Raw genomic sequence first — 19,963 nt, forward strand, 5'->3', positions numbered from 1 at the left:
GACTCCCGCGGCCCCGCCTGGATAAGAGGCGAGAGCGGTGAAAAGAGGAAAATCCAGTTCCGCACAGAGCGACCAGGGACACAAAGGGTCCTACCCCGATGAAGATGGCTATCCTCTCTGACATTCACGGCAACCTGGAAGCACTTCGGGAAGTCCTGCGGGACCTTGAGGACACCCGGCCCGACCACACGGTGTGTCTCGGCGATGTCGTCGGCTACGGACCCGATCCCGAAGCCGTGGTGCGGCTGATCCAAGGTCATGGGATCTCAACAATTTTGGGGAATCACGAGTGGGCCTTGATCCATCCGGCCCATCTCGACTGGTTCAACCCTTCAGCTCGACTGTCCTTGCAAAGGACGGCAGAACTTCTCCCGCCCGAAATGGTCCGGCGCCTTGCGCAATGGCCGACGACGCTCCGTCTCGAGGGGGCTTTGTGTGTTCACGGATGTCCCCCCGATTCGGTGACCCGATATCTCTTTGAAGTGCCAAAGGAAGAGTTTTCCGTGCTTTTTTCCCTCTACGAAGAATCTCTCTGTTTTGTCGGGCACACGCACCAACTCCTCTGGGTGCGATGGGACGGAGCCACCGTCGTGAGCGGCCGGTTTCAGGAAGATGTCTTGGAGTTGGACCCCTCCGCGCGCTACATCATCAATGTGGGCAGTGTCGGCCAACCCCGCGATGGGGATAACCGGGCGAAGTACATCTTGTGGGATACTCTGGGCGGGACGATTCAGGTGCGACGCGTACCCTACGACATCGCAAAAACGGCGGAAAAGATCCTCGCTTTGGGTTTTCCCCGGATAAACGCTGATCGGCTGTGGTAGCCGAGGTTGTTGCACGTGATGGAGAGGAGCACGAGGTTCCGTGCGGTGGATCGGTCGTTATCAGGTGGTGGGGGCTCTGGGCCGAGGCGGTATGGGCCGGGTCTATCGGGTGTTGGATCCCGACACAGGCTCCCCTGTGGCCCTGAAAATTTTGGCCCCTCACCCGCACCTGGTCTCCACTCTCGGCGAAGCGCAGGCTCAAAAGCTCTTCCTTCTGGAAGCCGACGTCATGGAACGCCTGCGACACCCACACCTGGCCGCAATCATAGACAGGGGGGTGCACGACGGTCGGCCCTTTTTTGTCATGGAGTACCACTGTCGTCAGTTGGCGGAGCACATCGGGGAAAATGAGGTTCTCGAACGCCCCACCCGGCCTTTGCCCGCCCACGAAGCTTTTCGGCTGACCCGGGAGATCCTGCTCGGTCTTGGAGCCATGCACCGCATGGGGCTCGTCCATCGCGACGTCAAGCCCGCCAACGTGCTCCTGACAGACCACGACTCGGTGAAACTCATCGATTTCGGCTTATCCAAAATCCCGGGGATCTCGTTCCCGAAGGCGCGCCAACTCATTGTGGGCACGCCTTACTATGCCGCGCCGGAGCAAGAACGACATCCCGACGAGGCCACGGCGGCCTCGGACCTCTATAGCGTCGGGGTCATCGTGTTTCGCCTGTTGACGGGATCTCTCCCCTCACCGCTTGCCCTCACCTCGCTGCCGCATCCATTTGATGGATCTTCCTGGAAGGCGTTTTTCCGCAAGGCCTGCTCTGCCGATCCTACACGGCGCCATCAAACGGCCCAGGGAATGCTCCGAGCCTTGAGCTCGCTCGAGAGAGCCTTTGACGCGTCCCTGGACCGAGCGTGTCGCCTTTGGCAGGAAGAGATCCCCAAGGGGCGGGAACGCGTGGTGTGTCGCCATGTACCGACCAAAGTGCGCCGAAAGGACGCCCAGGACTTTTTCGATCTGGACCCGTTATGGCGCCCTCGTCGCGAGACGCTCAATGAGTGGATCCTCTTCGGGGAGGTGCTTCACGACAAGTCCACGGGCCTCTGGTGGCAACGTGACGGTTCCAGGGAGAGGCTGTCGTGGCATGAGGCGCAAAGGTACGTGCAGGAGCTCTGCCGAAACGGTTTTGGCCGTCGCACGGATTGGCGTCTTCCGACAGTTTCAGAACTTTCCACCCTTCTCAAGAGGCCTCGATATCCGGAGACATTTTGTTTGGAGCCCGTTTTTTCTCGACGGGTCCAGCGGTTTTGGTCGGCGGATCGATGCTCCTTTCGTTCGGCCTGGTATGCCAGCTCAGAACTGGGCTACATTGCGCTGCAGGATTTTTCCTGTCGAATGCACGTCAGGGCAGTGGCCGGGCCTGACGGGCCCAGCTGATGCCGAGGGGGGATCATGGGGGCACGCTGGGTGGATCGGTTGAGGGGTTTTCTTTTCGAGGCGGAGGATCGCCCCGCAGGCGCTCTTCTGGCCCGGATGCGTCCCGCGGGACGCTTGATCTATCTGAGCCTCTGGAAGTTCCACCGGGATTTTTGCTTCGATCGGGCAGCCAGCCTGGCTTTTGCCACCATTCTGTCGTTGATTCCGTTCGCGGTTCTCTTTTTCAGCTTTGTGGGGTTGTTGGGAGGCGGGGAACGGATCATCCACTTCGTGCAGCAAAAGATTCTTCCCGCTGTGGTCCCCGAATTTCACAACCAGGTCATGGGCTGGCTGAAAAGTTCCATTTCCCCGACGGTGTTCAAAGCCGGCCCGGCGGGCCTGATCAATTTAGCGGCGCTGCTGGGGCTCATCGTGGGAGCCCTCAACCTCTTGGTCACGGCGGAACGCGTTTTCAACACCATGTGGCGGGTGAAGGGTTCCCGCCATTACTTCCAAAAGGTCACCGCTTTCTGGGTGCTGTTGACTTCCAGTCCTTTTGTCATCCTGGCTTCCATGTGGATCGGCAATGTGCTGGTGCCCCAAGGGGGTGCCGTGGAATCCTTTCTTGCGCGCCATGTCGTGGTGCGGAGCCTCTACAACCTATGCGCTCCCGTTTTGGTGGAAACCATCTGCTTTGCCCTGCTCTACCTGTACTTGCCGTCCGCTCGGGTGCGCTTCCGCAATGCCGTCATCGCCGGGTTGTGTGCCGCCATCCTTTGGGAGCTTTCCAAGAAGGGCTTTTACCTTTACGTCATTCAAGCCGGCGGGGTGACCAACTTCTATCGAAAGCTGGCCACCGTACCTCTTTTTTTCATCTGGCTTTTTCTCACCTGGATCATCATCTTATGGGGCGGTCAGCTGAGTTATGCACTTCAGAACACCAAGGCTTTGATTTCGGAGCAGAACAAAGGGCAGGGGGCTCATCGTTTTTCCCAGGTTTTTCTGGGCCTTTTTCTGCTTTTTCGTGTCTACGAGAGCTTTCTCAAAGGACGTCCGACACCCGAACTGGCAGTGCTGGCCGACGAGGTGGGCGTACCCCAGGACGTGTTGTTGGACATTGCCGAGTTTCTTGTGGACCGCGGGATCCTGGTGGAAGACGCCCGTTTCGGGGTGCGCTTCACCCTTGGGCGCCATCCCAGGCTGATTGAGTTGGATCGGGTGGTGCGATGGCTCCATGAAAAGGAGTTCCCCGGAGAAATCCCCTTGATGGCGACAGGCCGGCCATTTGAATCTTCGGCGCCTCCAGGTTCTCTCAAACCCCGGAATCCGGCGTGGGGGCTGCTGGAGAGTGCCCTGCGTGGGTATCTTTCCCCGTTTGCCGGAAGAAACTTGGAAAACGCCTTGGGGGAGATGGGCGGGACTTGTGCGGAATCTGCAGGATTGGGCGGTCCGGAACGGACGGAGGAGCTCTGAAAAGATTCCCAGGGACACCGCCGTGAAACGGGCGGCGGTGGAGAAGGCTTTTTTCTTGCCAATCCCGTGCGGTTCCTGTGAAAATCCGTTCTGTGGAATGGGTTTGACGTCAGGATCGATCCATGTCTAAGGAATTCAGAACCATGAAAGAGTTTCCAACGAGGATTTCTCCCCACGCTCCCGCGGGGGGCGAAGAGACGGATGTGGGTGTTTTCGGCTCCCAGGACGAGGACGTTCCCGATCGGCTTTCGTGGTTCCGGCGTTGTCGCCGCGTGGTGGTGAAGGTGGGCAGCGCCGTGCTCACCACGCCCCGTGGCCTGGACCGTGTCGTCATCCATCGGCTTACGGATCAAATTGTCGAATTGAAGCACAAAGGCCATGAGGTGCTCGTTGTGTCCTCGGGAGCCGTGGCATCAGGGATGCGCAAGGTGGGTCTCAAAGAAAAACCGCGCACCATCCCTCAAAAGCAGGCAACGGCCGCCATCGGGCAAACCTTCCTCATGAACGCCTGGGAGGACGCCTTCGATAAGTTTGATCTTCTTACGGCCCAGATTCTGCTGACTCATGAGGATCTCGCCCATCGGCACCGCTATCTCAACGCCCGCAACACCTTGGAAACACTATTGGATTGGAACATCGTGCCGGTGGTCAACGAAAACGACACCGTTGTCGTCGAGGAGATTAAGTTCGGGGACAATGATCAGCTTTCGGCACTCATCGCCGGTTTGGTGGCCGCCGACCTCGTGGTGATCCTTACGGACACCGAAGGACTGTACGACTGCGATCCGAGAACCCATGCCGACGCCCGACTGATTCGGGTCGTGCACGGCTTCAGCCCGAAGCTTGTGGCCTGCGCGACGCCCGAACCCGGATCTGTAGGCACGGGCGGGATGTTGAGCAAGCTGCAGGCGGCGAAGAAGTGCCTGGCCTCCGGGATTCCAGTGGTCATTGGGCCGGGTCGGGAAAAGGATGTCCTGGTGCGGCTTTTTGACGGGGAGCCTTTGGGGACGCTGTTTCTTCCGAAGCGGCGCCTGTATCACGGCAAGAAGATCTGGCTGGCCAATCTGCCCAAGCCGGCCGGCGAATTGGTGTTGGATCCGGGCGCTGTGCGGGCCTTGCAAAAAGCCGGCAAATCTCTCCTGCCCATCGGGGTTCGGGAGGTGCGGGGCACTTTCGGGGTCGGGGCGGCGGTGCGCTGTGTGGACGAAACGGGGATGCTTGTGGGTGTGGGCTTGACCAATTACCGCTCGGGGGAAATTGAGCGGATCAAAGGACATCATACCGAAGATATCGAGATGATCTTGGGCTACAAGCATTCGGATGAGGTCATCCATCGGAACAACTTTGTCTTGGCGGAACCTGCCGGCGCCTCGGATTGAGCGGTCCGGGGGTGGCGCAGGACCCGCCCGGGCGGGGACACGATGTGGGTCGGCCGGGGGGCGCAGAAGCGGGCCTGGTCTCGGAGGAAAAGCCATGGATTACAGGGAAACGATGACAGCCATGGGCCGTAAGGCGCGGGAGGCGGCGCACCTTATGGGCAAGGCGGGCATGACGGTGAAGCAGCTCTTTTTGGAAAAGACGGCCGACAGAATTCTCGCCGAACGGGATCGCATCGCCCAGGCCAACGCCCGAGATATTACGGCAGCTGAGGAAAAAGGTCTTCCCAAGGCCAAGGTGGATCGATTGCGACTCACCGATAAGGTGATCCGGGAAATGACGGACGGCCTTCGGCAGGTGGCGCGGCTCCCGGATCCGGTGGGACAGGTGACGGGCCTGTGGACCCGACCCAACGGGTTGCGGGTGGGCCGCATGCGGATTCCCTTGGGCGTTGTGGGGATCATCTACGAATCCCGTCCCAACGTTACGGTGGATGCGGCGGGTTTGTGCATCAAGGCGGGAAACGCCGTGATCCTGAGGGGGGGCTCCGAAGCGTTCCATTCCAACCGATGCCTGGTGGAGATCCTCCGGGAAACCCTCGTGGAAACGGGCTTGCCCCAGGAGGCCGTCCAGGCGGTGGACACCACGGATCGGGAAGCCGTCTTGGAGCTTTTGCGACTGGAAGACTTCATTGACGTGATGATTCCCAGAGGGGGCGAAGAGCTCATTCGTTTTGTGGCGGAAAATGCTCGCATGCCGGTCCTGAAACACTACAAGGGGGTTTGCCACATCTACGTCGATGAACGCGTGGATATGGATATGGCCGAACGGGTGTGCCTGAACGCGAAGGTGCAACGGCCCGGTGTGTGCAACGCCATGGAGACACTGCTCGTCCACCAAAAGGTCGCTCCGGTGTTCTTGCCGCGCATGGCGCAAACCTTCCACCGCCATGGGGTGGAGCTGCGAGGATGCCCCGAGACGTGCCGCTTGGTGCCGGGCTGTCGGCCGGCTGCGGAAGAGGACTGGGGGGCGGAGTATCTGGACCTCATTTTGGCGGTCAAGGTGGTGGCTTCCATGGACGAGGCCATTGACCACATCACCCGATACGGGTCCAGCCATACGGAAGCCATCCTGACGGAAGATTTTGATCGGGCCATGCGTTTCGTTCAAGAGGTTCAATCGAGCCTGGTTTTGGTCAATGCCTCGACCCGCTTTAACGACGGGTATCAGTTGGGTTTGGGAGCCGAAATCGGGATTTCCACATCGCGTCTCCATGCTTTCGGACCCATGGGGGTGGAGGAATTGACGACGACCAAGTTCATTGCCTTCGGGACGGGGCAATTGCGCGAATAGGGGCAACGGTAACGGCATGAGGAGGTCATGAGCCGGGAAGGTCCGAGGCGCGTCGGAGTTTTGGGTGGTACCTTCAATCCGGTGCACATGGGCCATCTGCGCATGGCCGAGGAGGCCGTGGAGGCTTTGGATTTGGACCTATGCCTGTTTATTCCGGCATGGGTGCCTCCGCATAAACCTGATCCGAAGATCGCCCCTTACGAACATCGTCGGTGGATGCTCCAACAGGCCGTTGCCGGACATCCACGTTTTCGTGTATCGGATGTGGAAAGACGTTTGGAAGGGACCTCGTACACGGTGCGCACCCTTCGAGCTCTGGGGTGTGAGTTGCCGGCGGGAACCGAACTTTTTCTCCTGGTGGGGACCGACGCTTTTTTTGAGATGCCCACGTGGTGGCATTACCGGGAAATTTTCGCAAGGGCTTCGGTAACGGTACTGAATAGGCCCGGAGTGGTGCACGGGGATCCTCTGTCGTTTTTACATCAGCATGTGTCCGGAGACTATTCCCGGGAGGCCCCGCCGCTTCAAGGGGAAAACACCGCCGTGCGGGCAATTTATCGGTCGTTGACGTTACGGCCTGTGGTCTTTTTGGCCACCACCCTTCTGGACATTGCCTCATCGCGCCTCAGGGCCTTGACGGCCCGGGGAAAGTCCATTCGGTTTCTGGTCCCCGACGCCGTAATGGATTATATTAACGAAAACAGATTGTATCGATGAAGCTTTGTGGATAAAGCATTTTGGGAGGAAGAATGACCAATTCAGTCAACCGCGTCAAGAACACACGCCCGCTCATGGATCCGTTGACCAAGGCGCTGTCGTGCGCGAAGGAGGCGGATGATCGCAAAGCCCTGGATATCGTCCTTTTGGACGTCTCCAAGATCACCACTTTGGCGGATTACTTTCTCATCTGCAGCGGCCGGTCCAGCCGTCAGGTGCAAGGGATTGCGGATGGGGTCCAGACGCGCCTGAGGGAGCTGGGGGTGCGGCCGTTGGGGGTGGAAGGGGAAAGAGAAGGACATTGGATCCTCATGGACTACGGGGATGTGATCGTGCACATCTTCTATCAGCCCATCAGAGAACTCTACGATCTGGAGAGTCTTTGGTCAGACGGAACGGTTGTGCCCATCGAGAAGCATTTGTCCGTGCCGAGCGGGGAAAGGTCATGACCAACGTTGGCATGCGGCGCCTCGTCGTGGGGGTGATTGTCTGCCTGCTTCTGGGGGCCGGATTGACTCCGGCCTGGGCTTTGGATCTTGACGAAGAAAAAGAACTGGGCCGAAAGATGCTGCAAACGGTCCGGGAACATTTCCGTCTGATCGAAGATCCGGAGGTGGCCGGGTATGTCCAATCCATCGGGAAGCGGGTGGTGCGGGCCGCCGGACCCGTTCACTACGATTACGCCTTTTTCGTCATTGACGATGCCACTCCGAATGCTTTCGCCATTCCCGGGGGCTATGTTTTCGTTTTTCGGGGTCTTTTGGAGCTGATGGAGTCGGAAGCCGAATTGGCGAGCATCCTCGCCCACGAGTTGGCCCACGTGCAGTCCCGGCACATTCACAAGCAACTGGAAAAAGGCCGAATGCTGAGCATCGCCGCCATTGTGGGGACCTTGGCGGGCGCCTTTCTCGGTCTGGAAAGCGGTGCGGCTCAAGCGCTTGCCGTGGGGACCATGGCAGGTGTGCAGACCCTGCAGCTCAAATACAGCCGGGAAAACGAGGAGGAAGCCGACCGGTTGGGGTTTGCCTACCTGAAGTCGACCGGATACGACCCTCAGGCCATGGTGACGGTCATGCAGAAGATGCGCCGCATGAATTGGCAGAGCGATTCTCGGGTGCCGTCATACCTCATGACCCACCCGGCACTGGGGGAGCGGGTTGGTTATTTGGAGCAACTGGTGGCCCAGAAGGGATCTCAATCGTGGACGGGGCCGGCCCGGGATTCCGTAGGGGACTACCCTTTCATTCAAGCCATCCTTTTCAGCCGGCATGCGGATTTCGATGCGGCTCAAAGTCGTTTCAATGCGTGGTTGCAGGAACCTGCGCGCAAGGCAGCGGCTCTCTACGGGCTTGGGCGCTTGAACCTTCATAAAGGGCGCCTGGACGACGCCTTAGGTTTTCTGCGGCAAGCGGCCATGGCGGCGCCGCTTAGCCCTTTGGTTTTGAATAGCCTTGGTGAAGCCTATCATCGTCTTGGACAGCTCAATGAGGCGGAGAGGGCCCTGCGGTCGGCGCTGGCCATCGACGATGAATCTCCCATGGTTCATCTGCGGCTCGGCCAGCTGTATCAGGAACAGGAGCGGTGGCAGGACGCCCTGCAACACCTCAAGAGGGCGGAAGGACTGGCTCCGCTCAATGCTGAATTGGACTACCAGTTGGGGGTCGTGTACGGCCGCATGCAGGATCTGGGCCCCGCGCATTATTACCTCGCCCGCTATGCCATGCGGCGCGGTGAGGCCCAGCTCGTGGCGTTTCATTTGGAGAAGGCCAAGAATTACCTTTCTGCAACGGATGAGCGGCTCAAAGAACTGCAGCGGTGGTTGAAAGAGACGAGGAAGACCTCTCGAGGCTCATAATCCAACAACTTGACGGTTTTTGAAAAACAGTGTTACACATGCAACTTACACGTGAGGGGGCAAGGTTTTGGAAGAAACACGAATGGACCCAAGGTGCGGGCCTGGGGCGTCGAGGAGGCATCGATGAAAATCCTGGTCAGCGATAATCTATCCGAATCGGGGATAGAAAAACTCAAGGCCGTTCCCGGCTTTGAAGTGGAAGTGAACACCAGCCTGACCCATGAAGAGTTGTGCAGCGTCATCAAGGAATACGACGCGTTGGTCATCCGAAGCGCCACCAAAGTGACGCGGGAGGTCATTGAAGCCGCCGATAACTTGAAGGTCATCGGTCGGGCGGGGATTGGCTTGGACAATGTGGACATCGCCGCCGCCACCAAACGCGGCATTGTGGTCATGAACACCCCGGAAGGGAATGTGATCACCACCGCGGAACACACCATCGCCATGCTCATGGCCTTGACGCGAAACATTCCCCAAGCCAACAAATCCATGAAAGAAGGCAAGTGGGAAAAGAAGAAATTCCGGGGCAAGGAAGTCTTCAACAAGACCCTCGGGGTGGTGGGCATCGGCCGCATCGGTCGGGTCGTCGCGGATCGGGCCAAGGGATTGAAAATGAACGTCATCGCCTACGACCCCTACATCAATGAAGAAAGCATTCGTAAGCTCGGGGTCGAAGCGGTGAGCTTCGACGAGCTCCTCGCACGGGCGGATTACATCACGGTGCATACGCCCATGACCCAGGAGACCCGCAACCTCATCAACAAAGATGCCTTTAAAAAGATGAAGCCCGGGGTTTTCATCATCAACTGCGCCCGCGGGGGGATCGTCAACGAGCAGGACCTCTACGAGGCCGTTCAGGAAGGGATCGTGGCCGGAGCGGCATTGGATGTGTTCACCCAAGAACCGCCGAAGGACAACCCACTGCTGGAGCTGGACAAGGTTATTGCGACGCCGCATCTGGGAGCGTCCACCGAGGAAGCTCAGGAAAATGTGGCCTTGGCTGTGGCCGACCAAATCATCGATTATCTGTTGAACGGGACCATCCGAAACGCCGTGAACGCCCCGTCTATTGATGGAGAGATCCTGGCCACCATGCGCCCGTACTTGGAGCTGTCCGAGAAACTGGGCAGTCTGGTGCAACAGATCACGCCAGGGGCGCCCCAGCAGATTTCCATCGAATACGTGGGCGATGTGTGCCAGGTGAAAGACACCAAACCCCTCACCATTTCCGTTTTGAAGGGGATTTTGACTCCCATGCTGGGAGATCAGGTGAACTTCGTCAATGCCCCGGTGCACGCCAAAGAACGAGGGATTCGTGTCACCGAGAGTCTGCGCGCCGAGGCCGAGGATTTCACCAATCTGATCAGTATCTACATGAAGACATCCCAAGATGAAAATCTTGTGGCCGGAACCATTTTCGGCAAAAAGGACGTGCGACTGGTGCGCATCAACGACTTCCGTCTGGAAGCCGCCATGGAAGGGCATTTGCTCCTCATCTACAATATCGACACGCCGGGGACCATTGGGGCCATCGGGACCTGCCTTGGGCGCCATAACATCAACATCTCCATGATGGATGTGGGCCAAGTGTTGGAACGCGGGCAGAATATCATTCTGCTGCGCACGGATACCCCGGTGACCCCGGATGTGGTCAAGGAATTGCTGTCCTTGGAGAACGTGAACATCGTGCAGATCCTCGAACTCTAGCCGTGCGACGGAGGGCCTATGGAGGAGCAGGAAAAGAAAGGCTTTGTCGTCAGAGATCGGCGAAGGATCTCGCTGGACGAAGTGGAAACCCAAGAACCGGCAGAGGCGGAAAAAGCGGCGCCTAAAGAGGAGCCGATGGCGTCCGCAGCGTCTTCGGATCAAGAAAAGGCCAAGGCTGAGGCGGATGAGGCCGCCCGGAGGAGCCGCCCGGCCGGCGCGTATCCGCAAGTGACGTTCTCCACTTTTGTGTTTTCTCTGAGCTCTTCGGCTTTGGTCCATTTGGGCGAGGTGCCCGATCCGAACACGCAAAAGGTGGAAAAGGACCTTCCCTTGGCCAAGCAGATTATCGACACCCTGGCTATGCTCCAGGAAAAGACCAAGGGCAATTTGGACAAGGACGAAGACCAGTTGTTGCAAACGGTCCTTTATGATCTGCGGTTGCGTTTCGTCAGGCAAAGCGGCTCGTGATCCCTGTGCATGGGGGCCTGAAGATTTCGTCTTAAATTATTGAATCCTGCTTTGTTATAGGGGCACGGGATGCCGTGCCCCTGTGCTTTTGTGCATCCAACGTTCGAAGGGGCAACGGCGTCCGATGAGAACCACGGTCTGTGCCTACGGGAAGATCAATTTGTGGTTGGAGGTTTTACGAAAGCGCCCGGACGGATACCACGACCTGTCCACGTTGATGCTCCCTGTGGCCGTCTATGATCGCCTGGACGTCGAGGTTGTCCACAGGGGCATGAGGCTGGAGTGCCCACATCCTGAAGTGCCAAAGGACGATAGGAATCTCGTGTGGCGGGCCGCTGAAGCGTTTTTCCAAAGATCCGGATGGCGGATTGGATTGCACATCCGCCTCCAAAAGGGGATTCCGGTCGGGGCCGGCATGGGGGGCGGGAGCGCCGATGCGGCGGCTGTATTGACCTGCCTGAACCGGATCACGCCTCAGAGGCTTTCTTCCCAGGCGCTCCATGAGCTCGCTCGAAGTCTCGGCGCGGACGTGCCTTTCTTTCTGCTGGGAGCTCCGGCTTTGGCTGCGGGCATTGGAGACGTCCTGCAACCTGTTTCCGGCTTGCCCAAGTACCCTCTGGTGTTGATCAAGCCGCCCTTTGCCGTTTCCACGGCCTGGGCTTACGGGAGTTTGAAGTTGACAAGGGGAGGGAGTCACATTAAGATCGACACGCTGTTGGCCTGCCCTCACAACCCGGCGTCATGTTTGGAAAATGATTTGGAAGACGTGGTTGCGGAAAGGCACCCGGACATTATCGCCATTAAGGGCTGGCTGCGGCGCAATGGGGCCGTAGGGGCGCTCATGACGGGGAGTGGTCCTACGGTTTTTGGCATCTTTGAAACCGTGGGTCAGGCGGCTGCCGTGGCCGAAGAGGGTCGGCGGGTGTGGCCGACGTGGTGGTGTGCGGCGACCACCACACTCAATGAACCGGCAATCTCATCACGCCACTGAAGCCAAGCGTATTGGGGTGTCGCCAAGGGGAAAGGCACGGGTCTTTGGAACCCGCATTCGGAGGTTCGAATCCTCCCACCCCAGCCATCGGGTTCCGAGAAAAGCTTTGGGGCGGTGCCCAAGGCAGCCCTCGGGACGATAAACACAACCGCCCCGAGGGCAGGATAAATCGCTTGTCAGCGAACATACGGTGACGTCGCTGAGCCGGTTCATGAAGGCGGGCGCCTTAGGACAGGTCGGGAGAGGATGCACAGTCGGGTGAAAGTCTTTGCTGGATCTTCGAACCCGACACTGGCAGAGAGAGTATGCCGTTTTTTGGGCTTGTCCTTGGGGAAGGCTCTGGTGGCGCGTTTCTCCGACGGGGAGATTCGCGTGGAGATCGGCGAGAATGTCCGCGGGGTGGATGCATTTGTCATCCAGTCCACGTGCCGACCGGTGAACGACCATCTGATGGAGCTCCTTTTGATGGTCGACGCCCTGAGGAGAGCTTCGGCGGCGCGTATCAACGCGGTCATTCCGTATTACGGTTATGGGCGTAGAGATCAGAAAGACAAGCCGCGGGTGCCCATTACAGCCAAGATGGTGGCCAACCTGTTGAGTGCCGCGGGAGTGGACCGGGTGGTGTCCTGTTCCTTGCACGCCGGACAGATTCAAGGGTTTTTCCGGCTGCCTGTGGATGACGTCCCCGGGCACTGTTTTTTTATGGAAGAGGTCCAACGGTGTGTAGATCAGGACACCGTGGTGGTGGCGCCCGACGCTGCGGGCGTGGCACGAGCTCGGGTGTTGGCGGAAAAACTGAGGCTTCCTTTGGCCATTATTCACCAGGAGCGGGAAACCGGCCAAAAGGACCCGGTGGTGGTGGGTCAGGTCCGCGGGCGGTCGGTCATTATCTATGATGACATGGTCGATACGGCGACCAAAGTGTGTACGGCCGCGCAGGCGGTCATGGCTTATGGGGCGAGAGATGTCCGTGCTTTTTGCGTGCACGGAGTCCTTTCGGAAGGGGCCGTGGAGCGGCTCGACGCATCCCCTCTGCGGACTTTGGTGGTGACGGACACCATTCCTTTGGGGAACAGGGCAGCGCGGAGTCCCAAGGTGCAAACGGTCAGTGTGGGGCCTCTTTTGGCTCAGGTCATGCTTCATATCCATCGGGACGAATCGGTGAGCCGCCTTTTTCCGTAGCGGCCCGACCCGATACATTCTTTTCGTGTGGAGGCGATAGATGGCGATGTTGGAGTTGTCGGCGAAAGTTCGCACACAAACGGGAAAAGGTCCGGCGAGGCGGTTGCGTCAAGAAGAGTGGATCCCCGGAGTATGCTACGGGCCGAAGACGTCTCCTGTCCCTTTGAGCGTACCCCAGAACCAGCTGCTCAAGTGCTTGAAGGAGCTCGGGGAGGAAACCCGCTTAATCCCGCTGGTGGTGGATGACGGGGGAAAAAAGAAGACGAAGAAAGTGGTGATCCGGGAGGTTCAGTACCACCCGTACAAGCGGCGGGTCATGCACGTGGATTTCCACGAAGTGGCGCTCGATGAGCCTATGACGGTGGATGTTCCCGTAGAGGTTGTGGGCACGCCGGTGGGCGTCACCGATGGTGGGATCCTTAATCAAATCCGATACAGCCTGTCGGTGCGGTGCCTCCCGACGGACATTCCGGACAAGATCAGTGTGGACGTGAGCGGACTCCGGATGGGAGAATCGTTGCACATCGCCGATCTCAGAGGCAAGTATCCCTTTGAGATCTTGGACGATGACAGCTATACTGTGGTGACCGTGGCGGCTCCGGATTCGGAAAAAGCGGCGCAGGCGTCCGAATCGCCAACTGAAGGAGGAGAGGAGGTGACAAAGGCATAGGTGGTCGAGGGGGATTTCCGCCCAGAGGCTGAGAGTCGAGGGGTATCCGGGCTGGAGTGGATCAACGTGGTGGTCGGGCTGGGCAACCCCGGGCGTCGTTACGACGGCACGCGGCACAATGCGGGGTTTATGGTGGTGGAGGCCATAGCGGCACACTACGGGGTGAGTCTCCAGGAAAGGAAATTTCCAGCGCAGTGGGGAGAAGGCGTGGTGGAAGGCCGAAAGGTCCTGTTCATCAAGCCGACGACATACATGAATCGAAGCGGAGAGGCCGTCAAAGCCATGCTCCAGTATTTCAAACTCCCGCACAGCCGGATGTTGGTCATCCATGACGATCTGGATCTGCCGCTTGGTCGGGTCAAGATCGTGCGCAAAGGCAGTGCGGGGGGACATCGGGGTGTGGCGTCCATCATTGAGTGGGTGGGGGACAGCGGTTTCCCTCGTCTGAAATTGGGGATCGGCCGGCCTCGACGCGGGGAGCCGGTGGAAGCTTTTGTTTTGAGCCTGCCTCAGGAGGACGAGCTGGACCGTTTCGAACGCATGGTGTCCCACGGCGCCCTAGCGGCTCGGGTTATCTTGGAAAAGGGTGTGGACGCGGCCATGAACCTCTATAATCAGAGGGATGCAGCGGGGGGCGCGCCACCTCGGGCGGAAACGCGGGTGTAAAAAATTTTTTATCCTGTCAAGTTCAATTTTGCACAAGGTGAAGGAGGATGGGAGCATGCTCAACTACACGACCTATGCACCGATCTTTGGCGTGGCCGGCTTTCTATTGGCTTTTATGATCTTTATGTGGGTCAAGAAGCAACCGCCCGGCACGGAAAAGATGCAGGAACTTGAGGAAATGATTCACGTGGGTGCCATGGCTTTCCTCAAGACGGAGTATTCGGTCCTGCTCATCTTTATCGCCGTGGTGGCCGGTCTTCTCTATTTTGGCGTGAATCCGCAAACGGCCTACTGTTTCTTGGGCGGTGCAGCCTGCTCCATCATTGCCGGTTTTACGGGCATGACGGCGGCGACCCGCGGCAATTCCCGCACCGCATGGGCGGCCAATCAGTGGGGCCAGGCCAAGGCTTTGACCGTGTCCTATTTTTCGGGTTCGGTCATGGGGCTGTCCGTGGCCGGCCTCGGGCTCCTGGGCGTGGGTGTGGCGTACTATCTGTTCGGAAAAGATCCGGTGACCGCCAACTACATTAACGGTTTCGCCATGGGCGCCAGCTCCATCGCTCTTTTTGCTCGTATGGGCGGCGGCATCTACACCAAGGCGGCGGACGTGGGTGCCGACCTGGTGGGCAAAGTGGAAGCCGGGATTCCGGAAGACGACCCGCGCAACCCGGGCGTCATCGCGGATAACGTGGGGGACAACGTGGGCGACATCGCCGGCATGGGCGCCGACATTTTCGAGTCCTACGTGGGCGCCGTCATCGCCACCATCGCCATTGCCGCGACCATGCCTCAGGAAATGCTCCAGGGTGCGGACCGTTCCGCATACATGGCCATGCCGCTTTTGGTGGTCATGGGTGGGCTGATTTCCTCGGCCTTGGGTGTTTTCAGCTTGAAGGCCATGAGCGGCATGAATCCGCAGAGCGCGTTGCGGTACACGACCTTTGTGGCCGCTGTTGCCTTTGTGGGGATCACCTATTACATCAACAAAGCGCTTGGATTGCCGAGCGGTGTCTTCTACGCGGTGGTGAGTGGTCTCGTGGTGGGCATCATCATCGGGCTTCTCGCGGAATACTACACCTCCATGGCGCCGGTCCGAAAAATTGCCGGCCAGTCCGAAACCGGTCCGGCCACGGTGATCATCGCCGGTCTTGCCGTGGGTATGGAAAGTGTGGCTCTGCCGGTCATCGGCATCTGTGCGGCCACCTACATTGCCTACGTGACGGGCGGGATTTACGGCATCGGTATTTCGGCCGTCGGCATGCTGGCCACCGTGGGTGCCACTATGACGGTGGATGCTTATGGTCCCATTGCGGATAACGCCGGCGGTATTTCGGAAATGGCGGAGTTGGGTCCTGAAACCCGCGCCATCACGGACAGCCTGGACGCTTTGGGCAACACCACGGCTGCGATCGGCAAGGGCTTTGCCATCGGCGCGGCGGCCTTGACGGCGGTGGCTTTGTTCCAGGCCTACGCTCAGGCGGCTAAGCTTTCCACCATTGACATCACGGATCCCTATGTGACCATCGGGGCCTTGATCGGCGGCATCATCCCCTTTGTCGTGGCCGCTTTGACCATGACGGCCGTGGGCGACGCGGCGTTTGACATGGTGGAAGAAATTCGCCGCCAGTTCCGTGAAATTCCGGGCTTGATGGAAGGCAAGGCCAAGCCCGATCCGGCCCGGTGCGTGGCCATCGCCACCAAAGGGGCTATTCGCCGCATGATGCTCCCGGGTCTTGTGGGCGTGACGGTCCCCGTGGTCGTGGGCTTCCTCATCGGTCCCCAGGCTTTGGGTGGAACGCTTCTGGGCTGCACCATCTCCGGCGTCATGCTGGCTCTGTTCATGGCCAATGGCGGCGGGGCATGGGATAATGCCAAGAAGTACATTGAAAAGGGTCACTTCGGCGGCAAAGGTTCCGACAACCACAAAGCGGCCGTCGTGGGCGACACCGTGGGCGATCCGTTCAAGGATACTTCCGGCCCGACCATGAACATTCTGATCAAGCTGGTCTCGGTCATTTCGCTCGTTATCGCTCCGCTGCTCATCCGCTAAGCGACCACGCCTTGCCACCGAGAAGGGCCCCGGGGATGCCGGGGCCCTTTTCAACGCTGTTCCGGCGGTAAGGGTCATCGCGTCTGCTATCTCACCCGACCTCGGTTTGGTCTTTCCAGGACCTCCCCAAGGTGTTATTATTTTAAAACTTATTAGTTTCCAGCCCACTGCGGGTGGGTCGATGAGGTTAGACCGTCTGCCGAAAAGCGCTCGGCTTTGTCGGGAGACAGGGAGGTCAGGATGTTTAAGGTCGGGGATCTTGCCGTGTACCCAGCCCATGGCGTCGGCAAAATAGAAGCCATCGAAACCAAATCCATCGGCGGTCATTCCCAGGATTTCTACATCATGCGCATCTTGGAAAACGACATGAAAATCATGATCCCGGTGCGGAACGCGCATGTGGTGGGCTTACGCCGTCTGATCGATGTGGATGAGGTGCACAGAGTCTATGACATCCTGCGCCGCCGGGAGATTTCCGTCAACTCCACCACGTGGAATCGCCGTTATCGGGAGTACATGGAGAAGATCAAGACGGGCTCCATTTACGAACTGGCTGAGGTGCTTCGGGATCTGACGGTGCTGCAAAACGACAAGGAGTTGAGTTTCGGGGAACGCAAGATGCTGGAAACTGCTCGAGCGCTTCTGGTGACGGAGGTCGCCATGGCGAGGGGAGCCCAGGAAAGCCAGATTGCCTGTGAAATCGACGAAATCCTTCGATAGCCCGTCCCCTTTGGTCTCCGGCAACGGGGCGCACGGCACCCACCGTACCACCGGTTCGTTCCTCAGCGGATTGATCTTGTCTTAACGTATGGATCACAGAGGTTTTTTTTTGACTTTTCTTGAAGGGGGGTGAGATATGTGGCTTGGGCTGGACTTGTCATCAAGATTGTCCTGATCGTCGTCTGCAGCATTGGGGGATATTTGATTGCCGGCCAGATTGAGCGACTGGCCGTGTACGGGTGGGCCCCGTGGGCAGGGGTGGCCGTCGGGTTTTGCTTCGCTCTTTTGGCCATTTGGCTGGTGAAGACGGTCCGTCGTCTCCCCATCAAGGTCCTTCTTGGGGGCACGCTAGGACTGGTGATGGGGCTTCTGATCGTGAAATTGCTGAGTTTTGCCTTCATCGGTATTGAAAACACGACCATCCGCGTGGCGAGTTCCGTGGTCCTCGTCTGCATTTTCGGATACGTCGGCATGGTGGTGGGCAGCATCAAGATTGAAGAGTTGGGTTGGCCGAGTTGGCCTTTTTTCCAAAGAACTGGGGGGCGTGGAGCCTCACTGAAAATCCTGGATACCAGCGCCATCATTGACGGGCGGATTATTGACATCCTCGAAGCCGGCTTTTTGGAAGGGATTCTTGTCATCCCTGAATTTGTGCTCCAAGAATTGCAACATATTGCCGACAGCCCCGATCCGTCCCGGAAGCTGCGTGGCCGCAGGGGCTTGGATATGCTCAAGAAGCTTCAAGAAGACGAGTTGGCGGAGATTCGCATAGAGCGACAGGATTTTCCCCACCTCAACGACGTGGACGCCAAGCTCACGGCGCTTGCTGTACGACTTAACGCCTCTATTGTCACCAACGATTACAATCTTTCCAAGGTCGCCGAAGTCCAAGGAATCCCGGTGCTCAACATCAACCGCCTGGCCAACGCCTTGCGGCCGGTGGTCCTGCCGGGAGAAGTCCTACGGCTGCAGATCCTCAAGGAGGGGAAGGAAGAAGGGCAAGGCATTGCCTATTTGGAAGACGGCACCATGGTGGTGGTGGAGAATGCGGCCAAGATGCTGGGCCAGGAGGTGGAGGCTTCGGTGACGAGTATCCTCCAGACGACCGGAGGCCGAATGATCTTCACCACCCTGAAGCCCTCGGAATCGGGACGGCGGCACTAGTCGGACCATGCACAGCCTGTCCAAACCTTCGGAAATCTTCCACGTCCAGGCGCTGGATACAGGCCGACGCCTGGACGTTTTTTTGAGCGCTCGAGACCCCGAACGCTCCCGGTCCCAGTACAAGAAATGGATCGAAGCGGGACGTGTTCTTGTCAATGGGCACCCCGTCAAGCCCGCCTACGTGGTGCAGGAAGGGGATGAGATCGTCGTCCAGGTGGTGGCGCCCTCGGGGGATATGGAGGTGATCCCGGAACCCATACCCCTTGAGGTGCTCTATGAGGACAGCGAGATCATCGTGATTAACAAGCCCGCCGGACTGGTGGTCCACCCGGGAGCAGGGCATGATCGGGGCACCTTGGTCCATGGGCTTTTGTGGTATTGCGACCGCCTGGCGAGTCAAGGCGCGCCCCTGCGCCCCGGGATCGTGCATCGCCTGGACCAAGACACCTCCGGGGTTCTGGTGGTGGCCAAAAGCGACACGGCCTACCTGGATCTCATCGATCAATTCAAGCGCCATGAGGTGCGCAAGACCTACCTGGCCTTCGTCTACGGTAAATTTCCTCAGCCATCCGGGGAGATGCGCAGCCTCATCGGGCGCCACCCGACGGACCGAAAGAAAATGGCGGTGGTGGACCATTTGGGCAAAGAGGCCATCACCTTTTGGCGGGTGCGCCGGGTTTGGTTCGAGTGGATCTCGCTCCTCGAGGTGCGTATTCTCACCGGGCGCACGCACCAGATCCGCGTCCACTGTCACGCCATGGGCCGTCCGGTTGTTGGGGACGAGACATACGGAGGGGGATCCCGGCGGGCGCATCGCCTGCCTCACCCGGGCCTTCGATCGGCCGTCATCACGCATGCTCATCGCCCCATGCTCCACGCCTGGCATCTCGCTTTTGTTCACCCGCGCAATCGGCAGGTTCTTGAATTCACCGCGCCGCTTCCCGAAGATTTTCGTCGGCTTTGGGAGGCGTTGGATGAGACCCGCTTGTCCGCTTCGGGTGTGGACGGCGAAAAGTCATTGACAAGACCGCGGTGAATCGCTTTTGTAGCTTCATCAAAAAGCTCCGCGAAGGGAGAGAAGCATTTCATGGCTGAAAATCGACTGATCCACAGTTTCCAAAGGAACGCGCTGGAAGAGATCCGGGTGTCCCTGAGTGTTTTTCGCGGCAAGGAATACATTGACATCCGCATCTACTACAAAGGGGACGACGGCGAGTATCATCCGTCCAAGAAAGGCATCACCCTGTCTCCGGAACTTTTTCCCGACCTGAAAGAGGCTATGAAAAAACTGGAAGAAGCCCTTGAGGCGTAGATGCCCGCGACCCTCCACACCCGGCGAAGCCAATTTACATGGTGCCCCAAAGAGGAACGATTCATTCCCCT

At 58.7% G+C, this 19,963-nt stretch carries 19 protein-coding genes and 1 tRNA gene; all 20 read left to right on the forward strand.

Annotated elements, in window-relative coordinates; genetic code table 11:
- The first annotated feature begins 98 nt into the window (after window positions 1-98).
- The 20 genes from ACZ5K9_RS08185 (at window position 99) to ACZ5K9_RS08280 (ending at window position 19,892) form a co-directional block, all read left to right on the forward strand.
- A complete protein-coding gene (locus tag ACZ5K9_RS08185) occupies window positions 99-824 on the forward strand; it encodes a metallophosphoesterase family protein (RefSeq protein ID WP_464270848.1) in 726 nt (241 codons plus the stop codon).
- A gap of 40 nt (window positions 825-864) precedes the next feature.
- Window positions 865-2,208 carry a protein kinase domain-containing protein gene (locus tag ACZ5K9_RS08190; RefSeq protein ID WP_464270849.1) on the forward strand — a complete coding sequence of 448 codons (1,344 nt, stop codon included), beginning with the start codon at window positions 865-867 and terminating at the stop codon, window positions 2,206-2,208.
- 15 nt (window positions 2,209-2,223) lie between these two features.
- Window positions 2,224-3,660, forward strand: a complete 1,437-nt coding sequence (locus tag ACZ5K9_RS08195) for a YihY/virulence factor BrkB family protein (RefSeq protein WP_464270850.1) — start codon at window positions 2,224-2,226, stop codon at window positions 3,658-3,660.
- A 143-nt stretch (window positions 3,661-3,803) separates the two neighbouring features.
- Entirely contained in the window at window positions 3,804-5,039 is a 1,236-nt protein-coding gene (gene proB / locus ACZ5K9_RS08200) for a glutamate 5-kinase (RefSeq protein ID WP_464270851.1), read from the forward strand.
- Between the two features lie 94 nt (window positions 5,040-5,133).
- The gene (locus ACZ5K9_RS08205) at window positions 5,134-6,390 is read left to right on the forward strand and encodes a glutamate-5-semialdehyde dehydrogenase (RefSeq protein WP_464270852.1); all 1,257 of its coding nucleotides are present in this window, start codon (window positions 5,134-5,136) and stop codon (window positions 6,388-6,390) included.
- Between the two features lie 27 nt (window positions 6,391-6,417).
- Window positions 6,418-7,107, forward strand: coding sequence for a nicotinate-nucleotide adenylyltransferase (gene nadD, locus ACZ5K9_RS08210; protein WP_464270853.1), 690 nt, complete (start codon window positions 6,418-6,420; stop codon window positions 7,105-7,107).
- 32 nt (window positions 7,108-7,139) lie between these two features.
- Window positions 7,140-7,556 (forward strand): ribosome silencing factor, encoded by a 417-nt coding sequence (rsfS, locus tag ACZ5K9_RS08215; protein WP_464270854.1) that lies wholly within the window; start codon window positions 7,140-7,142, stop codon window positions 7,554-7,556.
- Window positions 7,553-8,962: a M48 family metallopeptidase gene (locus tag ACZ5K9_RS08220; protein WP_464270855.1), complete on the forward strand. Its 1,410-nt coding sequence runs from the start codon at window positions 7,553-7,555 to the stop codon at window positions 8,960-8,962. The genes rsfS and ACZ5K9_RS08220 overlap by 4 nt, the downstream gene beginning before the upstream one ends.
- Window positions 8,963-9,085: 123 nt before the next feature.
- Window positions 9,086-10,669 carry a phosphoglycerate dehydrogenase gene (gene serA / locus ACZ5K9_RS08225; RefSeq protein WP_464270856.1) on the forward strand — a complete coding sequence of 528 codons (1,584 nt, stop codon included), beginning with the start codon at window positions 9,086-9,088 and terminating at the stop codon, window positions 10,667-10,669.
- An 18-nt stretch (window positions 10,670-10,687) separates the two neighbouring features.
- Window positions 10,688-11,137, forward strand: a complete 450-nt coding sequence (locus tag ACZ5K9_RS08230; protein ID WP_464270857.1) for a DUF1844 domain-containing protein — start codon at window positions 10,688-10,690, stop codon at window positions 11,135-11,137.
- 124 nt (window positions 11,138-11,261) lie between these two features.
- Window positions 11,262-12,128 carry a 4-(cytidine 5'-diphospho)-2-C-methyl-D-erythritol kinase gene (gene ispE, locus ACZ5K9_RS08235; protein WP_464270858.1) on the forward strand — a complete coding sequence of 289 codons (867 nt, stop codon included), beginning with the start codon at window positions 11,262-11,264 and terminating at the stop codon, window positions 12,126-12,128.
- Window positions 12,129-12,140: 12 nt separating this feature from the next.
- A tRNA-Gln gene (locus tag ACZ5K9_RS08240) sits at window positions 12,141-12,215 on the forward strand.
- A 171-nt stretch (window positions 12,216-12,386) separates the two neighbouring features.
- Window positions 12,387-13,310, forward strand: a complete 924-nt coding sequence (locus tag ACZ5K9_RS08245; RefSeq protein ID WP_464270859.1) for a ribose-phosphate pyrophosphokinase — start codon at window positions 12,387-12,389, stop codon at window positions 13,308-13,310.
- A gap of 40 nt (window positions 13,311-13,350) precedes the next feature.
- Window positions 13,351-13,980, forward strand: a complete 630-nt coding sequence (locus ACZ5K9_RS08250; RefSeq protein ID WP_464270860.1) for a 50S ribosomal protein L25/general stress protein Ctc — start codon at window positions 13,351-13,353, stop codon at window positions 13,978-13,980.
- Entirely contained in the window at window positions 13,981-14,646 is a 666-nt protein-coding gene (pth, locus tag ACZ5K9_RS08255; RefSeq protein ID WP_464270861.1) for an aminoacyl-tRNA hydrolase, read from the forward strand.
- Window positions 14,647-14,701: 55 nt separating this feature from the next.
- A complete protein-coding gene (locus ACZ5K9_RS08260; RefSeq protein ID WP_464270862.1) occupies window positions 14,702-16,696 on the forward strand; it encodes a sodium-translocating pyrophosphatase in 1,995 nt (664 codons plus the stop codon).
- A gap of 240 nt (window positions 16,697-16,936) precedes the next feature.
- The gene (locus ACZ5K9_RS08265; RefSeq protein WP_464270863.1) at window positions 16,937-17,416 is read left to right on the forward strand and encodes a CarD family transcriptional regulator; all 480 of its coding nucleotides are present in this window, start codon (window positions 16,937-16,939) and stop codon (window positions 17,414-17,416) included.
- A 138-nt stretch (window positions 17,417-17,554) separates the two neighbouring features.
- Window positions 17,555-18,580: a PIN/TRAM domain-containing protein gene (locus ACZ5K9_RS08270; protein ID WP_464270864.1), complete on the forward strand. Its 1,026-nt coding sequence runs from the start codon at window positions 17,555-17,557 to the stop codon at window positions 18,578-18,580.
- A gap of 7 nt (window positions 18,581-18,587) precedes the next feature.
- Window positions 18,588-19,616: an RluA family pseudouridine synthase gene (locus tag ACZ5K9_RS08275; RefSeq protein ID WP_464270865.1), complete on the forward strand. Its 1,029-nt coding sequence runs from the start codon at window positions 18,588-18,590 to the stop codon at window positions 19,614-19,616.
- Window positions 19,617-19,667: 51 nt separating this feature from the next.
- Window positions 19,668-19,892: a transcriptional coactivator p15/PC4 family protein gene (locus ACZ5K9_RS08280; RefSeq protein WP_464270866.1), complete on the forward strand. Its 225-nt coding sequence runs from the start codon at window positions 19,668-19,670 to the stop codon at window positions 19,890-19,892.
- Window positions 19,893-19,963: the final 71 nt, after the last annotated feature.

The organism is Desulfosoma profundi, from assembly GCF_055387865.1.